Source organism: Marinilactibacillus sp. Marseille-P9653 (assembly GCF_916618885.1).
Taxonomy (GTDB): domain Bacteria; phylum Bacillota; class Bacilli; order Lactobacillales; family Carnobacteriaceae_A; genus Marinilactibacillus.
This window is the reverse complement of record NZ_CAKAKH010000001.1, coordinates 1,305,878-1,323,356: the sequence shown is the minus strand read 5'-3', so window position 1 is coordinate 1,323,356 and position 17,479 is coordinate 1,305,878. Positions and strand designations below refer to the sequence as shown.

Genomic DNA, 17,479 nt, shown 5'->3' with positions numbered 1-17,479 from the left:
AAACGTAAACGTTTATTAGCTCACTTAGTTTTAATCAATTACAACTGTTTCAATATCTACAAGTTTTGCCCAGTCAAGAATGACGTCTAAGCTCAGCGCTAATGTAGCTACCGTATGGTGTCCTCCACCAGCTTGGATCCATTTTTTAATACCTGTTTTAAAGTCAGGATTCGGCTTCCAGATTACTCTTGCTACTGGCAGTTTTGGTGCTTCTTCTTTAGGTGTCTCAGCAGTGAACGTATTCACCATCAGACGGTAATGAGAACCCATGTCTAACATAGATACTGTCAAACCTTCTCCAGCTTTACCATCAAAGACAAGACGGGCTGGATCTTCTTTATCACCAATACCTAGTGGATTAACCACCACACGTGGTTTCGTTTCAGCAAAAGTAGGATCAACTTCTAACATGTGAGATTGAACGATATATTCATTTCCTTTAGTCATGTTATAAGTATAATCTTCCATAAAGCCAGTAGAGATATTGTTCGCCATAACTTTCATCAAACGGTCAAGTGCCGCTGTCTTCCAATCACCTTCACCTGCGAAACCATAACCTTCAGCATTCAGTCTTTGAACCGCCATACCCGGAAGTTGCTTCATACCGTGAAGGTCTTCAAAGTTCGTTGTGAATGCCGTATAGCCTCCACGTTCAAGGAATCTTCTTAAACCAATTTCGATTCTGATTTGTTCTTTGACGTGTTCGTCAAAGAACGCTTGATCATTATCGCGATATTCCATATCGTATAGTTCACCACATTCTTCAAATGTTTCTTGAATCTCTTCATCAGTAACATGACTCATTTCTTCTACAAGGTCACCAATTCCGTAATAATCAACAGTCCATCCAAATTGAATTGCAGCTTCGACTTTGTCTCCTTCAGTTACGCCAACGTTTCTCATGTTATCTCCAAAACGAGCAACTTTAATATTTTGAGATTCTACAAATCCAATCGCAGATAACATCCAGTCAGACATTTCTTTATGAACATCTGGATCTTGATAATGGCCTACAACGATTTTGTTGTTTAAGCGCAAGCGAGCGTTGATAAATCCATATTCTCTATCACCGTGAGCACTTTGATTCAAGTTCATGAAATCCATATCGATTGAATCCCATGGAATCTCTTTATGATATTGAGTAGCTAAGTGTAATAAAGGCTTTTGTAGTAATTTTGTTCCGGGAATCCATAATTTAGCTGGTGAGAATGTATGCATCCAAGTAACGACACCAGCTACTTTATCCTGATAGTTCACTTCTTTCATAACATTTTTAATTTCATCAGCAGTTGTTACTAATGCTTTGTATTCTAATGGATAAGGAAAAGAAGCTTCTTTGTTTAGTACTTCTACCATTTCTTTAGCATGATCTTCGACTTGTTCAAGTGTTTCTGAACCATATAGATGCTGACTACCTACAACCAACCAAAATACTTTTTCTTCTGTTTTTAACATTTAGAGCACATCCTCATTTATATTTTTATTTTTGACCGTAATAAGCGTTATCGCCATGTTTTCTCAAATAGTGCTTATCGAGAAGGTTTTGACTCATCTCTATTTTTTCAGGATTCAGTTGCAAACTGTGGTAAGTCATTTCAGCAACTTGTTCTAATACAACTGAATTATGCACAGCTTCTTCCGGAGACTCTCCCCAAGTGAAAGGTCCATGATCGTTAACCAATACACCAGGCACTTTGTCTGGATCAATACTTCTTTTCTGGAAAGTCTCAATAATTACTGAACCGGTTTTCAACTCGTAGTCTTTTGAAATTTCTTCTACGGTCATCTCTCTTGTGACCGGGATTGATCCATAGAAATAATCAGCTTGGGTCGTTCCCGCTGCTGGAATATCTCTTCCGGCTTGAGCATAACTAACAGCCCATGGAGAATGTGTATGAACGATTCCTCCTATATGCTGAAAATTTTTATATAATTCCAAATGAGTTGCTGTATCACTAGATGGATTCAGTTCTCCTTCAACGATATTGCCATCCAAGTCTACAATAACCATGTTCTCTGGTGAGAGATCTTCATAAGCCACTCCGCTAGGCTTAATCACTACTAAATTAGAGTCTCTATCGATTCCGCTAACATTACCCCATGTAAAGGTAATTAACTTATATTCTGGTAAATCCATATTAGCTTTGTAGACATGACTTCTTAATGCTTCAAGCAAGTTCTATCATTCCTTTCATTTGTACAACGTATTTTGTTCCTTTAAAAGGTCTATATTTAAATCTAAGTAATGTATAACGCTTACATATCTATTGTAAATTAAAGGTACGTACGTGTCAACTGTATAATAGAAAATTTCCTATTATTTTACGTTGCACACGAACGTACCTTGTAAACTACGAATGGGCTATTTCAATTTTAGTGTTTTCTCTCAAACGTTTAGTAGAATTTCGTACAATTAGTTCCGGATCGAATATATAAGATTCAAGTTTTGTTTCCTCTTCTATTGACTTGACGAGCATCATCGCTGCCTGTCTACCTAAGTTTTCTTTTGGATGTTCCACTGAAGTTAACTTTACAGAGGGTAAAGTTGTACTATAGAAGCTATTGTCGTGGGAAACAACTGAAAAATCATCTGGACATACTTTTCCAATTGCATTAATCTCTTTAATTAACATGACAGCTACTTCGTCGTTATAGCAGACGAAACTAGTCGGTACGTTTTCAGACAACAACAAATCACGAATCATTTCAGGAAGCGTTTCTTTTGTCTCTGTATCGTAACGTATAATGTAATTATTATCGAATGAAAGTTTTGCATCATATAACGCTCTAATATACCCTTTCAGACGATTTTTACCTTGTAAATCGTCTGCCTTAGTTATAATACCGATGTTAGTATGATTCAGATCAATTAAATGCTCAGTAGCTATTCGTCCCGCTTTGACATCATCTATTGCAACAACTGGGAAGTCTAATTCTTCATACGAAGCATTCAGCATAACCATAGGTATGGGTCTTTCTGATAGATTAAGATAGTAATTCAAGTTTGGATTCATTAAGTTGCTTTTTGTTGGTTCAACGATCAACCCATCTACATTCTGATCTATCATGCTTTCTAAAGATGTTCGCTCATTGTCTACATTGTTTCGTGTACTTGATAGCATTAAAGAGTAATCATGTTTAGAAAGCTCTTCTTCAATACCCCTAATGATTGAAGGGAAAATATAATCCGATAAATAAGTAGTGATTACACCTATCGTTCTTTTTGAAGAAGTAACAATTTCTTTTTTATATAGGTCACTGACAAACGTTCCTGAACCTTGCTGCTTCACTAAAAATCCTTCATTTACTAATTCGGATACCGCTTGTCTAATGGTATGTCTACTGACGTCAAACTGTTTTCGCAATTCTGCTTCAGAAGGAATTTTACTTCCTAATAAATAACTATTATTTTTAATTTTTTCTTGCAATTCTTTTTTTATCGTTATATACTTCGGCTCATTCAACATTGATCTCACTCCTTACGATTTGTCCGTACATAAATTGTACTATAAACGAGGGGTATAATTAAAGAAATATCGTTATTTGTATAGACAAATATTAAATATATATTATCTTTCGTTACCCTATACGTATTAAGAAAAGGATGCATCAGCATCCTTTTCTTAGTTCACTCACTTTTCACCATTTACCAACAGGACAGTTTTTATAGTTCAAACTCGCTCTAAACATAGCGTAACATCCACATTTCGTACAAGTATGGTTTCGAAAGAATGGACAAGTTTCACATACCGAAAGCCTTTTATCTTTTAATTTTTCTGATGCTAAGTCAACTTCCAAGCTTAATTGCTCTTCTATAGAAATCAATACATCTTCTCCAGCTAAAGCTTCAAGTCTTTCACATGTTTTGCAAGACATATTAATTCTCTTTAATCAATAAAGTTGTAACACTCATAGCTGGAAGCGTTAATGATACTGTACTACCATCAATCTTAAAATCTTCAAAAGATTTTTTTGATACAACTTCTGGATTTTCAAATGTATTATGTGCATCCATTTCATTAGCAGATACAATCCAAGCTTCAGCTGAATTAAATGAGTAATCAGGTAAATTGAATGAGACTGTTTCTTTACCTTGAAGACCATAATTACAAACTGAGATTGCCACTTTACCATCCTTTTTAGATACCGTATAGTCGATTGACTCTTGAGTCTCTCCATAAGTGTCAATTAATTCAGCGTCTTGGTGATGAGTATAAAGATCAAATACGTGGTAAGTTGGCGTTTTGATCATTTTTTCACCTTCTGTCAACAGCATTGCCTGCAAAACATTGACCATTTGAGCGATATTAGCCATTTGTACACGATCAGCATGCTTGTGGAAAATATTTAATGTAACACTGGCTACCATTGCATCACGAATTGTGTTTTGTTGGTACAAGAATCCTGGGTTAGTTCCATTTTCAACCGCTAACCATGAACCCCACTCATCAACGATTAATCCAACACGTTTTTCAGGATCATATTTATCCATAATCGTAGAATGTTTTGTAATCAGTTCATCCATTTTCTTAGCACTATCGATCAATGAGTGCCATTGTGCTTCTGGGAAATTAGTAGCTGGTCCTTTATCTTCCCATTCACCAGTTAATGCATAATGGTGTAGACTGATTCCGTCCATAAATGGTGCTGCGATTTTCATCACTTGTTCCATCCAGTTATAATCGTCAATGTTTGGTCCACAAGCAATTTTATAAACATGTTTATCTGTATAGTTTCTAACATAAGTTTGATAGCGACGGTAAAGGTCCGCGTAGTACTCTGGACGCATATTTCCACCGCATCCCCAGCTCTCGTTTCCAACACCAAAGAATTTCATTTCCCATGCAGACTCACTACCATTTTCTTTACGGAGGTTAGACATTGGGGACTCACCCTCGAAGGTAATGTACTCTACCCATTCTTGCATTTCCTGAACTGTGCCGCTTCCTACGTTACCGTTCACGTATGCTTCTGCACCTAACAGGTCTAATAGATGGAAGAATTCATGCGTACCGAAATGATTGTTTTCTACAACTCCACCCCAGTGTGTGTTGACAATGGTTTTACGTTCTGCTGGCGTTCCGATTCCATCTTTCCAGTGGTATTCATCTGCGAAGCATCCTCCAGGCCATCTTACAACCGGAACTTTGATTGCTTTAAGTGCTTCTACTACATCTAGACGAATACCTTCATTGTTAGGAATATCTGAGTCTTTTCCTACCCAAACGCCTTCATAGATACATCTACCTAAATGCTCGGCAAATTGTCCATAGATATACTTACTGATTGTAGGTCCTTTTTTGCTTGTTAATACTTCAACTGTCATTTTTACACTCCTTGTAGTTTTCTTTATGGTCTAATGCCCCAGATCATTTCGTTATTGTCACCAAAAGCTGAGAATACGATTCTTTCTTCTCCAAACTCATCTTGTTGCTTAGCAGCAATACCTTTATAAATTGCCTCATTAGTCGAAATAGTTAAAAAATTCTGATCAGATAAATTCCAAGTACCTTGAAGATCTCCAGATATTTCACCTTCTTCAGTAAGGTCAATCATAAGTGTCTCAATCATTTCTGAAGAATTTTCTGTTCCATGATTGATGAATTCAAAGCTGCCGCTTAATTCTTCCGAAGCTAATGAAGTAGTATCTACATACTCGCCTTTAAAGGCATAAGGCATTGGAACTAACCAATTATCTTCATTATGAATCATGTGGTGCGCTCTAACTTCGTGAGCTTCGGTACCTAGATTGAATCTGGAATGGAATACTAATAGCCATTCTCCATCTTGAGTTTTGACTACTGAATTATGGCCCGGAGCACGATACCCTTGTTCCAGACCGGTAAAGTCATAGTTTCCTAGAAGTTTGATTCCATAATTTGAATTCAAGCTACTAGAATCAAAAATGGCCGTATGTCCTTTAGCATCAACATAAGGACCATCAACTGTTTCAGATCTGAATACGCGCATGTTGTACCCACCATTTGCAGCTAAACCGCCATATGTCAGCCATAAATTATAATAACCCGTATCTTCATCATAGACGATATAAGGACCTTCACCAGATTGATGATACCCTCCAAAAAGCTTCGTACCGAAGTATCGATCAATTGTCCGACCGTCTTCAGTCATCCCGTCTTCGCTTGGATAAATAGGTTTTCCAGTCGCATCTTCTAGTTCAAGTAGATGAATACCACCAGACCAAGAACCATAGACTAGCCAAAACTTTCCATTTTCATCATAGAAAGGTGCAGGATCAATTGCATTTGGTGCATAGTCTGTATTGTATTCTCTACCACCCATTCTTACCCATTGGTCATTGAACTCTGAAATCTTGCCTTCTTCAATTAATTCAGGTAAATGTGTACCTTCATAATTGATGTTGCGCTCACTACCATCTGTAGAATCTTCAGAAGTAAAACCAGAATACATAATCGTGTCAACATACGTGTATGGTCCTTCGATACTTGGAGAAGCCATTAAGACGATAGCTGATCTTCTCCATGTAGAACTAGCAGAATAGTACATCAAGTAAGCACCTTTTTCACCAGTAGACCATTCGAAATGATCATTCCAGATGACGTCTGGAGCCCATAACCCATAACCACCATTACCAGAGTCTGCATCATCATGACCAGCCCACTCGAAAGTTTTTTTAAGATTTTCGTTTGTATTACCAAAGATAATATTATCTTTCATATTTTCGTATTCGGTCATATGCGGAACTTCCCAAGTCGAGAAGTCCTTTGTTTTAGCTTGTGCCACATGCGTTCCAAATAAGTAAAACGTTTCTTCACCATTTTCATCTATAACTGAACGAACAGCTGGATCATGTATAGATACACTGTTTCTTGTTTGAGTTGTCCACTCATTTGTATTAGGCCTTTTAATGCCGTTTGAATAAACCATAAAGCCACTCACTCCAATTAGAAAAATCACTGCAAAAAAAAGTCCGATTGCTGTCTTTCTCTTTTTAGTCATTTATGATTCCTTTCTTAATAAACGATTTATTGAAAATATTTGCCTCCCGGGACACCAAAATCAGGGAATCCTGATTCATCCCAATTGAATTTTTGAGCATTTGCATGACGGTTAGGGTTATCCAACGGATCACCTTCTTTGTTCTTTTCTGGTCTTGCGTGATAAATAAGTATGTCCTCTTGATCATCTTCAGATTTCGTAAAGGAGTTGTGACCAGGTCCATAAAGACTATTTTCTTCCGAAGATTTAAATACTGGGTTTTCAGATTTCTTCCAAGAATATCCATCTAATAAATCACTGTCCTCATCTGCTGATATTAAACCCATTACGTAGTTCTCATCAGTCGCACTCGCAGAATACGTAATAAAGATTTTTCCATTGCGTTTCAAAACAGCTGGACCCTCATTAACTAAAAATCCTACTTTTTCCCAGTCATATTCAGGAATCGTCAGTAATGTCGTATGTCCCTTTAATGTCCAAGGATTCTCCATTTTAGATATATATAAGTTGGAATTACCTGGAATTGCAGGGTCTTTCTGTGCCCAAACATAATAAAGATCGTCATTATGTTCAAATGCTGTTGCATCTAGACAGAAGCTATTAATATGCGTAATAACCTGTCCTTTTTCTTCCCATTTTCCGGTTAATGGGTTTTCATCCTTGCATTCTAGTGCGTACATACGGTGTTGATGAATATCATTTTTAGGGTTTTCGGATGGCGAAGCCGCAAAATAAATATACCAAGCACCTCTTATGAAATGAATTTCCGGAGCCCAGATTAGTTTACTCATTTCACCTTCGTCGTGAGCATGCCAAACACTCGCTCTTTCTCCGTCTTCAAGTTCATTTAATGTTTTTGCTCTTCTCACTTCAATTTCCTGATAACCAGGAACAGATCCAGTGAAGTAATAATAGCCATCTGTATGTTTGTATACCCATGGATCTGCTCTTTCCAGTACGATAGGGTTGTTATAAGATGTTTCACTTTTCATATAATTGCCTCCTGATTTACAATGAGATTAGTTTTTTTTGATTCATGTTTTAAACGTATTGCTTTATTTTTCGAACTATAAGTTACCAAAACGATCATATATAATAACGAACTAATAACATCAATTGTCAAGAATGATGCTAAACACATAACTACCATCCAAACTTGCCATTTTTTATTGATTTCATTATCTTTCATAAACTTAAGGCAATAAATATTGATTATGCCTACTAAAATGATAATTAGTCCATAGCTTGTCATGACAGTATATAAGATATCTACAAAACTACCACTACCACCTGCCATTTCAGGATAGATTTCCGTTATGGATAAATCACCACTATTCTTAAACCAAAGTCCAAAAACAAATATGGTCAATATTGCGTTGATAAAGTGCCATACTGATGCTGCAATGATTAGTTTTCTTTCTGTTTTTCTATCCATAACAGAATGCCTCCTTCTATATTATCCTTTAATCCCAGTATTTAAATTCAATGATTCAATGAAGTATTTCTGTGCGAAAATAAACAGTAATGATGTTGGAATCATTGCTAAGAACGCGGATGCCATCAATTGACCGATTACCATATAATTTCCGTAGATATCTTGTAGTAATTGAAGTCCTGCCGTAATCGTCAATTGATTAACATTATTCAGTACAATCGTTGGCCATAAAAAATCATTCCATGATCCAGTGAATGAGAAGATTGATGTTACGATAAGAACAGGCTTAATTAGTGGCAAGATAATTTTAAAGTAAATTGTAAAGTCGTTTGCACCATCCATTCGAGCAGATTCATCGTAAGACTTAGGTAGACCTTGCATAAACTGGCGAACCAAGAATACATTTCCTACTCCTCCAAGACCAGGCATAATAACCGCTAAAGGCGTATTAACCCAACCTAATCTGTGAACGATCATGTAGTTAGGAATGATGTTTACGACTGCAGGAAACATTGAAATTGCTAAAATTGTGAAGAACAACGCATCTCTATATTTAAAATCCATTCGTGCATACCCAAAGGCTGCTAATGAAACAAACACCATCATTAGTAACGTATGTGAAGTTGAGATGAATAAAGAGTTAAAGAACCATCTCACGATTGGAGCACTAGACGTATTTGATAAGACACGTACATAGTTATCCATGATCCATGAGGCTGGTAACAGTCTGAATCCTGTCTGCATAACATCTGATTGAGATTTAAATGAAGTAGTCAACGCATAAACAGCAGGTAATAACCAAATAAACGCTACTATAGTTAATAGAACATAACAAATCCATTTAGTGATTTGAAATGATTTTGAGTGTGCCATCTTAATTTGCTCCTTTCTATTTTGAACTCCGATACATAATTCTGAATTGGAAAGCTGCTATAACAACGATAACTAAGCCTAATAAGATTGACATCGCTGCAGCCATACCTGCGACAGATTGACCTTGACCAAAAGCAAGATTACGAATATACATCATTAAAACAAATGTTGACTGATCCGGACCTCCGCTTGTTACCATTAATGGCTGTGCATAAACATTAAAAGCTCCCGCAGTCGACATAACAATAGTATATAGTAAAGGGAATTTTATCGTAGGTATTGTTATTTTAAAGAATTTCACAAAACTCGTTGCACCATCAATTTCTGCTGCTTCATACAAGTCATTCGATATTCCACTCATTGCAGACCTGTAAATAACCATATTCCCTCCTATCGATCCCCAGAGAGTCATCATAAAAATAATGAGCCATGCATATGGCTGGTTTACCGCCCATGTAACGTTTGAACCTAACAAATTATTTACAGGGCCTAAACGTGGATTAAAAATCAATAGCCATACAAGTGCTGCGGCGGTCACTGAAATCAAACCTGGTATATAGAATATTGCTTGGAAAAAACCTTTTCCTTTTACACCTTTATGTTGAAGCATCACTGCTAGAACTAAAGGAATAATGACTTGAAGGGGAACAGTACCTGCTACAAAGATTAATGTATTCACTAAACCATTTCTAAATTGACTATAAAATGAGGAATCAGGATTCAGTAAGATTGCTTCATAGTTTTCCAAACCTACCCATCTTGGTGAACCTATTAAATTCCATCTTGTAAAAGATGCATATAGTCCGTAAAACATGGGGAATAGAATAAATACTAAGAAGAAAATAAAATGCGGACCGATAAATAGCCATTGTTTGAAATTGATGCCTTTTCCTTTAGATTGTTTAACGTTGTCATTGGATAATGCTTTTTCCATCTTTATTCTCCTTTCAACTTCAAAAAAGAAAAAGCGAGTTCTATATTACTACTAGATTCTCGCTTTAGTCTAAATTGATCAAGCTATTCTCTAATCAGTTTATTCTTCTTCAGCTTCAATATTGATATCCGCTCCGTGACCTTGAGCTACTAGATCTTCAACTTCATTTTGTGCAGCAGCTAAACCATCTTCTACTGTAATCCCACCGTATAGCATATCATTGATTACGGTATTGATCGCTGCCTCAACGTATCCATAGTATTCGTAATCGAAAATCAATAGTGAGTCTAATTGTTCTTGTGATTTAGTGAAGAATGATTGAGGATAAGTCTGGAATTCTTCAGATTCGTATACATCTCTACTTGCAACGATTTGTCCAGCTTCAGCCCATGTAATGGAGTTTTGATTCACCCATGCAAGGAAATCTGCTATACCTTGTTCTTTTTCATCAGAACGGCTTTCGCTCGTAAGCATTGAGAACAAGTGAGCAGATCCACGGTTATGGAAAGTTTCATTATCAAATGCATAGATGTTTGTAATTCCATAATTCAAATCTTCTACCATATCGTGTGCTAGGGAAGACCAAGTTCCATCAGAAGAGAATAAAACAGATTGTCCTTGGAACATTGCAAACCCATCTTCACCATTAGGTGTCATTAAACCAGCTTGTTCTACTTGGACAAGCGCTTCCATTGCTTCTTGCATTTCAGGAGTGTTAATTGTTGGATTACCATCAGCATCACTGATATCTCCACCTAAGTTCACTGTTTCAGCAAGCAATACCCATGAAATTAAAGCATTGTTGATAGCGTAAACGCCTTCATCTAATTGACCTTCAAGTGACATAATTTCATCAAAAGTTAAAACATCATCATCAAGGAAACTTTCAGCACCATATTGAGCTAACAAATCTTCATTGTAATAAAGCACATTGGAGTGGATATCTAAAGGAATTGTATACTGAGAGTCATTTACAGTTCCAGCATCCCATGCCTGATCGATATAGTTTTCTGAGCTAAGTACATCCTGAATCGACATTAATTCATCAAAGGGCTCAAGCATGTCTAATTCAACAAACCCTTGAACTCTGTCTGCATGTATGATTGAAAGATCGGGTGTTCCTTCACCTGTATTCATAACTGTATAGATTTGCGTGTATAAATCTGGAGTAATAACTTGAGACACTGGAAATTCTGGATCAGTATCATTGTACTCTTGAATCATTTCATCCATTACTTGTCCATCTTCGCCTGTTAAGGGTGTCCAAAGTACAATTTCGTTATCATTTCCGCATCCCGCTAGCAAACCAAGTGATAAAGAAGCAGTACCGAGTAACATCTTTTTATTCAATTTCATATTAATCCTCCTAAATTTTTTTAATTTCTAAATTGTTTTAACTCACATCTTTGGCAATCATACGTACTAATAAATTTCTTATATAGAAAATAAAGAGATTATTTAATAATGATTTCGCTTACATTAAATCTTAAAAAAAATCATCTATAACTTATAAGATTTTTTAGCTTTCGCTTTTAAGTAGTACGTACGTATCGCTTGAATAGAATATACCATGTTCGATACGTACGTGCAATAGTTTTTTTAAAATAGTTAATTAATTATAAACTAATGTCTAAGATTTAACGGGGACTGTGAATTTCACTGATAGTATCCCTTTAAGTCCCCACTTCATCCAGAGCACAACACTTATTGCAAAGGTGAAGAATATTAGCATGGTAGGTAATGCTAGCGAAAAATAGAACAAGATAAATAATGAAATCATTTGAATGAGTGTGATAGGTGTTTTTATAACACCTAAAATGAAGGCGTTACGTACTTGTTGTAATAGAGTGTTGTCTCTGTGAACATATAAAGGAAAAAACCAGATGATTGTTGTGATGAAGGAAAATAATACGATATAAAAAGCAATCGGAACAATTATTGGTAATGAGATTGCTGCGTTAGACATGATATCGTAATTCAGGTATAAGACTAATCCTGCTATCGTGAAAACAATACCGGCTCTGTTAGCTGACCAAAACTCTCTTTTGAAATGCATATAAAACTCTTTAACAGATACAGTATAATCTTTTGTTAAGAGCCACTTTCTGGAAATTATTAAAGCAGCAACTGTAGCAGGATAGATCCCTGCTACAACGACTCCTAATATTGTAAAAAAGATCCAGAGTATATTTAATTTACACAAGTTAACGATCAAGGTTAGTGTGAGGTCTAACTTTGTTTTTTTTGTATATTTACTTACTTTCATTTACTCTTTCACTCCTCCTGATGTAAGTCCTGCTACAAAGTATTTCTGGAAGAATAGGAAAAGGATCACGATTGGTATAATTGTTAAAACGGATCCTGCAATCAATACGTCATAATTATTCCCATAAGGCGTTAACAGCGTTGCTAGTCCAATAGGAAGGGTGAACATGTCGTTAGACCTCAATACAAGTAATGGCCATAAGAAGTTATTCCAAGCTGCCAATCCTTGCAAGATAGCCATTGCAGCTAAAGATGGTCCCATAAGTGGAAACATGATTTTAAAGAAGATTCCATATTCATTACTTCCATCTATCCTTGCAGCATCCATTAATTCAAGCGGTAATCCTTGTGCATACTGTCTGAAAAAGAATACGGCCACTGGCGCAACAACTAATGGAAGAACCACTGCAATATAAGTGTCTGTTAATCTTAAAGCTGCCATTAACTCATATAACGGTAACATCAGAATTTCAAATGGAATCATCATGATTAAGAGTACACAGACGAAAAACAAATTTTTCCCTTTGAATTCGTATACTGCTAGAGCGTAACCAACCATTGCTGAAAAGAATACTGAAGTTACGATGGTAATGACTGAGATGATCATGCTATTTGTATACCATGTCCAGTAATTATCCGCTTCAGTAAAAATAAAGCGATAATTGTCAAAACTGAATTGACTGAAATCAACCGAAAAGCTTAATCCTTGCCTCATCAGTACAGAGGAAGGTTGGAAAGAAGCTACGAGTAAAGCTATAATTGGAAATAATGCTGTCAAAGCAATAATCCCAAAAGCTACATTAGCTAAAATCATTAGTGTTTTCTTTTTACTCATTTTCCATTCCCCTTTCCAAATGTACCTGTTAGTCCTAAATAGATTGAACTTATAATGAAGATAATGATCATAAGAACTACTCCGATTGCTGCTCCAAACCCAAGGTCATTCTGGCCAACACCTTGCTGGTAGATGTATCCTACGATTGTTAGACCAATATTACCTGGTGATGTTGCTTCCCAGTAAACAAAACTTTCTTCGAACATCCTAAAACCATTGATAATTGTAATGGTACTTACGAATACTGTAATAGGTTTCAAATGAGGAATTGTAATTAATCTCAGCTTATCCCATGCAGAGGCTCCATCAATATCTGCTTGTTCATAAAGAGACTCAGATATATTTTGAAGAGCTGCAAGGTAATAAAGTAAGTTAACGCCTGTCCATCTCCAAAATGCGAGGACGACCATTAAAAACATTGCAGTCGCAGCTGAATATCTCCATTCTAGTGGTCCTAAACCAATTAGTGATATCAATTGATTTCCAATAGCAGTACTTGATTCACTGAACATCAATCTGAAAATCATTCCCCCTACAATCGTAGAAGTTAGTGCCGGAATGAATAAAGAGGCTCTGAAAATCGACTTAAGCTTGATTGTTTCAGAATTCAAGAAAATCGCTAATAACATCGGTGCGATTGTTAAAAGTATGGTAGTCCAGAATACGTATATTACTGTATTCCATAAAGCATCATAAAAGTTTAGATTAAAAACTCTTGAATAATTCTCGAATCCAACATTTTCAACTACACCTGGAAGGATTTGTCTGAAACTCATAATGATTCCATTAATTGCTGGATAAAGTGTCAATACACTGAACGACAGGAAAAAAGGAAGTACAAAGATATAAGGAACTACTTTTTTTGAAGTTAGAAACCTACCTATTTTACTACTTTTTCTAGTAGCTGGTACAGTTTGTGTATTATCGGCCATAATGTTTCATCCTTTCTATATAAACAGTTAGTTACTTTCTTTGAAGACTTCTCACTACTTCTGCTGATCTGTCTAATGCTTCTTTAGGGGTTTCATTTCTATTTCTCAATACATTAAAGGTTACGTGTGTGTGATACTCATTGATAACGTTTGGTGTATCCGATGTAACGTGTAATGTATTGATTTCATCCCTAACATCAAGTAGTACATCAAAAATGTTGTCTCCAAAGTATTCATAATAAACATTGTCTGTATTTCTAACTTCATCACTTTCCCAAGTATCGAATCTTGGCGGATCAAATCCAAGTATTGTCCAGAGGTTGATGTTTCCTTGTTCAGACATTTTAGCGTACGCTAGAAATTCTTTCGAAAGCTCAACATTATTTGCTGCTTGTGTTACAACGGTTCCAGTTCCTCCCATCCCTGCTGAACGATTGCCGCCTTCTTCCCAGGCTGGCATAGGTCTTATGGCTATCTTACCTTTGAGATCTGGCATATTATCGACAAATCTACCCATATACCACAATGGTGCGAGAATAGCTGCCGAGCCTCCATCTAAGTAATATCCGTAAAATTCTTCTGATTGATTCATTCCTCCTGGAGTTAGATCCGCTATCTCGTCAACGTATAAAGCGTCGTGAAGGAATTGTAAAGTTGCCACGTTTTCTTCATTATTGAAAATCACTTCTCCATCATCATCTATTGCATCGGAACCTCTTTGAGAAATCATCGGCCACATATCCATCAGCCAATCTTCGGTTCCAACATTCCACATTTTTGAATCCGTATTTTCAACGACTTGTTTACCTGCTTCAACAAAATCATCCCAAGTTACGATCTTGTCAATATCGACTCCTGCTTCATCCATAATTTCTGTATTATAATACATCACGGTAGCACCAACGTGTGTAGGTATACCATAATAGTTACCATCTCTTGCGTATAACTCATATCTAGATTCAACAACATTATCTAATATCGGCTCAACATACTCATTCATTGGTTCAAACTGGATAACACCTTCCATAAAATTTGGATATTGTCCTAATTCTATGTCCACAATGTCTGGTAGTCCGGTCCCTGACTGCACAGCTAGTAGCAGGTTATTATGCATCTGCTCAAACGGATAGGTCTCTGCTATGAGGTTGATTGGTCTATCTGGAAATTCCTCATTCCACCTTTCAGCAGCATCACCGTATAGATCAATGTGCTGTGGTGCAAACGTCCATAAGGATATGTCTTCTGCATTCTCAGAATTAGAACCTATTGTTTCTACTTCATCTGTTGAAGTTCCGGTTTCTCCTTCAGTTTGACATGCACTTACTAATAAAGATGATGAAGCTAAAAATACTAATAGATTTCGTTTCATCTTTTCGCCTCCTACATATTTTATATTTCTTTTAACCTCAATATCTTACCCTTTTAATGATATTGGTATTATACACAGATTAATAAAAGCCCTTTCAGAAATTTAGCAAGCAAGGTTGGATAATTAGTACGTACCACTTTCCTAAACTATACCAATAGTTTTTATAAGAAGCAAATATTTATACAACTTAATTTTACAAAATGTTAATTTTGTCTTGTTAATTGTATAAAAAAAGCTTTAACTCTCCTATTTCAAGGAAAATTAAAGCCTTTAAAAATTAGTAAGCTAGTCGTATCATATTCCAAGATAACGGTTTAAATGTCCCTGTAACTTCTAGATGATTTACACTGAAAGAATCATTAGGTTTGATTTCCATACCGTTGTGATCTTGCTCAGTTGTTTTCTTAATGTCATAACCAGCCAATTCAGTAGCTTCAACGATTCTCAAGTTCTCAAAACCATCTAAAACTGTCTCAAATGTCATTTCTTGATCTTGAGATCTATTAACTGCAAAGATAACAACTTCCTTGTTTTCTTCATTTAAAACAGCAGTTGTTTCAACAAATGGAACATTTTTATATTCGATAGAATCGTACGTATCACTTTTAACATCTAGTCTCAACACTTTTCCACGACCATAGTTAGAAGCTTGCATAAATGGATAGAAAATTGGTTGTTTCCATACTTCCCCATCTTTGATTGTCATAACAGGTGCAATAACATTTACGAGTTGAGCAAGACAAGCAATTTTAACTCTATCCGCGTTATTTAATAATGTAATCAAACCACACCCTACAAGTAAAGCATCTTCAAAGTTGTAGATATCTTCTAATAATGGAGGAGCGATATCCCAAGGTTCGCGTTTAGAGTCAGCATCTTTAGAATGATACCAGACATTCCACTCATCAAAAGAAAGATTGATTTGCTTGTCTGAACCTTTTTTCGCTTTAACAGCGTCACAGATTGCGACTACACCTTTAATAAACTTATCCATTTCCAATGACTTAGCTAGGTAATTCGCTGTATCATTTTCAAAGTTTTCCCAGTATAAGTGTAACGACAAAAAATCAATCTGGTCATATGCGTGTTCCAGAACGGTATATTCCCATTCACCAAAAGTTGGCATTTTGCTTGAAGAACTTCCACAGAGAACGAGTTCAATCGTATCATCAACCAGTTTCATAGCCTTAGCTGTTTCTTCGGCTAATCTACCATATTCGTCAGCTGTTTTTGCTCCAATTTGCCAAGGACCATCCATTTCATTTCCTAAGCACCATGTTTTAATATTGAAAGGTTCTTCTGCACCGTTTTGTTTACGAAGGTCACTGTAATACGTACCTTCTGGGTGATTACAATACTCTAGTAAATTTCTTGCTGCATCAATTCCTCTAGTACCAAGGTTAACTGCCATATTGACTTCTGTTTTTGCTAAGTCAGCCCACTTCATAAATTCGTGTAAACCCACTTCGTTTGTTTCTGTGGATCTCCAAGCTAACTCAAGGCGTTTAGGTCTGTCTTCAACCGGACCAATACCATCTTCCCAGTTGTATCCGGATACAAAATTTCCTCCTGGATAACGCACTAAAGGAACGTTCAACTCATTGATGACTTCAATAACATCTTCTCTGAAACCTAGGTCATTAGCTGATGGATGATTTGGTTCATAGATACCATCGTATACCGCTCTTCCTAAATGTTCTACAAATGAGCCATAAATTCTAGAATCAATATCAGCCAAGATTGTATCTTTGCTTAATTTAGCTGTTGCTTTCATCTTATTCCTCCTAGTAATTTGTACGTACCTTTGAAGACAATATACCATCACTCGGAACTCAATGCAAGCGTTCTCTTTATT

The 17,479-nt window shown here is 36.2% G+C and carries 16 protein-coding genes; all 16 read right to left on the bottom strand.

Going from position 1 to position 17,479, the window contains the following annotated elements; translation table 11 throughout:
• Positions 1-30: 30 nt before the first annotated feature.
• On the bottom strand, positions 31-1,455 hold the full coding sequence (gene araA / locus LG377_RS06455; protein ID WP_225743858.1) for an L-arabinose isomerase: 1,425 nt from the start codon (positions 1,453-1,455) through the stop codon (positions 31-33).
• A 25-nt stretch (positions 1,456-1,480) separates the two neighbouring features.
• The gene (locus tag LG377_RS06450) at positions 1,481-2,176 is read right to left on the bottom strand and encodes an L-ribulose-5-phosphate 4-epimerase (RefSeq protein ID WP_225743857.1); all 696 of its coding nucleotides are present in this window, start codon (positions 2,174-2,176) and stop codon (positions 1,481-1,483) included.
• 175 nt (positions 2,177-2,351) lie between these two features.
• On the bottom strand, positions 2,352-3,467 hold the full coding sequence (locus tag LG377_RS06445) for a GntR family transcriptional regulator (RefSeq protein ID WP_225743856.1): 1,116 nt from the start codon (positions 3,465-3,467) through the stop codon (positions 2,352-2,354).
• A 172-nt stretch (positions 3,468-3,639) separates the two neighbouring features.
• Positions 3,640-3,876 carry a DUF6171 family protein gene (locus tag LG377_RS06440; protein WP_225743855.1) on the bottom strand — a complete coding sequence of 79 codons (237 nt, stop codon included), beginning with the start codon at positions 3,874-3,876 and terminating at the stop codon, positions 3,640-3,642.
• A gap of 1 nt (position 3,877) precedes the next feature.
• Positions 3,878-5,326 carry an alpha-N-arabinofuranosidase gene (locus tag LG377_RS06435; RefSeq protein WP_225743854.1) on the bottom strand — a complete coding sequence of 483 codons (1,449 nt, stop codon included), beginning with the start codon at positions 5,324-5,326 and terminating at the stop codon, positions 3,878-3,880.
• 23 nt (positions 5,327-5,349) lie between these two features.
• Positions 5,350-6,981 (bottom strand): glycoside hydrolase family 43 protein, encoded by a 1,632-nt coding sequence (locus tag LG377_RS06430; protein WP_225743853.1) that lies wholly within the window; start codon positions 6,979-6,981, stop codon positions 5,350-5,352.
• 26 nt (positions 6,982-7,007) lie between these two features.
• A complete protein-coding gene (locus LG377_RS06425) occupies positions 7,008-7,973 on the bottom strand; it encodes a family 43 glycosylhydrolase (RefSeq protein ID WP_225743852.1) in 966 nt (321 codons plus the stop codon).
• Positions 7,970-8,416 (bottom strand): hypothetical protein, encoded by a 447-nt coding sequence (locus LG377_RS06420; RefSeq protein ID WP_225743851.1) that lies wholly within the window; start codon positions 8,414-8,416, stop codon positions 7,970-7,972. The genes LG377_RS06425 and LG377_RS06420 overlap by 4 nt, the downstream gene beginning before the upstream one ends.
• A gap of 21 nt (positions 8,417-8,437) precedes the next feature.
• Positions 8,438-9,289 (bottom strand): carbohydrate ABC transporter permease, encoded by an 852-nt coding sequence (locus LG377_RS06415; protein ID WP_225743850.1) that lies wholly within the window; start codon positions 9,287-9,289, stop codon positions 8,438-8,440.
• A gap of 16 nt (positions 9,290-9,305) precedes the next feature.
• The gene (locus LG377_RS06410) at positions 9,306-10,223 is read right to left on the bottom strand and encodes a carbohydrate ABC transporter permease (protein WP_225743849.1); all 918 of its coding nucleotides are present in this window, start codon (positions 10,221-10,223) and stop codon (positions 9,306-9,308) included.
• Between the two features lie 99 nt (positions 10,224-10,322).
• Positions 10,323-11,579 carry an extracellular solute-binding protein gene (locus LG377_RS06405; RefSeq protein ID WP_225743848.1) on the bottom strand — a complete coding sequence of 419 codons (1,257 nt, stop codon included), beginning with the start codon at positions 11,577-11,579 and terminating at the stop codon, positions 10,323-10,325.
• A gap of 274 nt (positions 11,580-11,853) precedes the next feature.
• Positions 11,854-12,489 carry a YesL family protein gene (locus tag LG377_RS06400; RefSeq protein ID WP_225743847.1) on the bottom strand — a complete coding sequence of 212 codons (636 nt, stop codon included), beginning with the start codon at positions 12,487-12,489 and terminating at the stop codon, positions 11,854-11,856.
• On the bottom strand, positions 12,490-13,323 hold the full coding sequence (locus LG377_RS06395; protein ID WP_225743846.1) for a carbohydrate ABC transporter permease: 834 nt from the start codon (positions 13,321-13,323) through the stop codon (positions 12,490-12,492).
• Positions 13,320-14,255, bottom strand: coding sequence for a carbohydrate ABC transporter permease (locus tag LG377_RS06390; protein WP_225743845.1), 936 nt, complete (start codon positions 14,253-14,255; stop codon positions 13,320-13,322). The genes LG377_RS06395 and LG377_RS06390 overlap by 4 nt, the downstream gene beginning before the upstream one ends.
• A gap of 31 nt (positions 14,256-14,286) precedes the next feature.
• A complete protein-coding gene (locus LG377_RS06385) occupies positions 14,287-15,624 on the bottom strand; it encodes an ABC transporter substrate-binding protein (protein WP_225743844.1) in 1,338 nt (445 codons plus the stop codon).
• A gap of 277 nt (positions 15,625-15,901) precedes the next feature.
• Positions 15,902-17,398, bottom strand: a complete 1,497-nt coding sequence (locus tag LG377_RS06380) for an alpha-N-arabinofuranosidase (protein WP_225743843.1) — start codon at positions 17,396-17,398, stop codon at positions 15,902-15,904.
• Positions 17,399-17,479 lie beyond the last annotated feature (81 nt).

What these genes read in the sequence shown, in the direction of transcription:
- LG377_RS06395 (WP_225743846.1), bottom strand. Translation starts at nt 13,323, where the DNA reads ATGAGTAAAAAGAAAACACTAATGATTTTAGCTAATGTAGCTTTTGGG.
- LG377_RS06400 (WP_225743847.1), bottom strand. Translation starts at nt 12,489, where the DNA reads ATGAAAGTAAGTAAATATACAAAAAAAACAAAGTTAGACCTCACACTA.
- LG377_RS06420 (WP_225743851.1), bottom strand. Translation starts at nt 8,416, where the DNA reads ATGGATAGAAAAACAGAAAGAAAACTAATCATTGCAGCATCAGTATGG.
- LG377_RS06385 (WP_225743844.1), bottom strand. Translation starts at nt 15,624, where the DNA reads ATGAAACGAAATCTATTAGTATTTTTAGCTTCATCATCTTTATTAGTA.
- LG377_RS06380 (WP_225743843.1), bottom strand. Translation starts at nt 17,398, where the DNA reads ATGAAAGCAACAGCTAAATTAAGCAAAGATACAATCTTGGCTGATATT.
- LG377_RS06435 (WP_225743854.1), bottom strand. Translation starts at nt 5,326, where the DNA reads ATGACAGTTGAAGTATTAACAAGCAAAAAAGGACCTACAATCAGTAAG.
- LG377_RS06405 (WP_225743848.1), bottom strand. Translation starts at nt 11,579, where the DNA reads ATGAAATTGAATAAAAAGATGTTACTCGGTACTGCTTCTTTATCACTT.
- LG377_RS06390 (WP_225743845.1), bottom strand. Translation starts at nt 14,255, where the DNA reads ATGGCCGATAATACACAAACTGTACCAGCTACTAGAAAAAGTAGTAAA.
- LG377_RS06410 (WP_225743849.1), bottom strand. Translation starts at nt 10,223, where the DNA reads ATGGAAAAAGCATTATCCAATGACAACGTTAAACAATCTAAAGGAAAA.
- LG377_RS06425 (WP_225743852.1), bottom strand. Translation starts at nt 7,973, where the DNA reads ATGAAAAGTGAAACATCTTATAACAACCCTATCGTACTGGAAAGAGCA.
- LG377_RS06430 (WP_225743853.1), bottom strand. Translation starts at nt 6,981, where the DNA reads ATGACTAAAAAGAGAAAGACAGCAATCGGACTTTTTTTTGCAGTGATT.
- araA (WP_225743858.1), bottom strand. Translation starts at nt 1,455, where the DNA reads ATGTTAAAAACAGAAGAAAAAGTATTTTGGTTGGTTGTAGGTAGTCAG.
- LG377_RS06415 (WP_225743850.1), bottom strand. Translation starts at nt 9,289, where the DNA reads ATGGCACACTCAAAATCATTTCAAATCACTAAATGGATTTGTTATGTT.
- LG377_RS06440 (WP_225743855.1), bottom strand. Translation starts at nt 3,876, where the DNA reads ATGTCTTGCAAAACATGTGAAAGACTTGAAGCTTTAGCTGGAGAAGAT.
- LG377_RS06445 (WP_225743856.1), bottom strand. Translation starts at nt 3,467, where the DNA reads ATGTTGAATGAGCCGAAGTATATAACGATAAAAAAAGAATTGCAAGAA.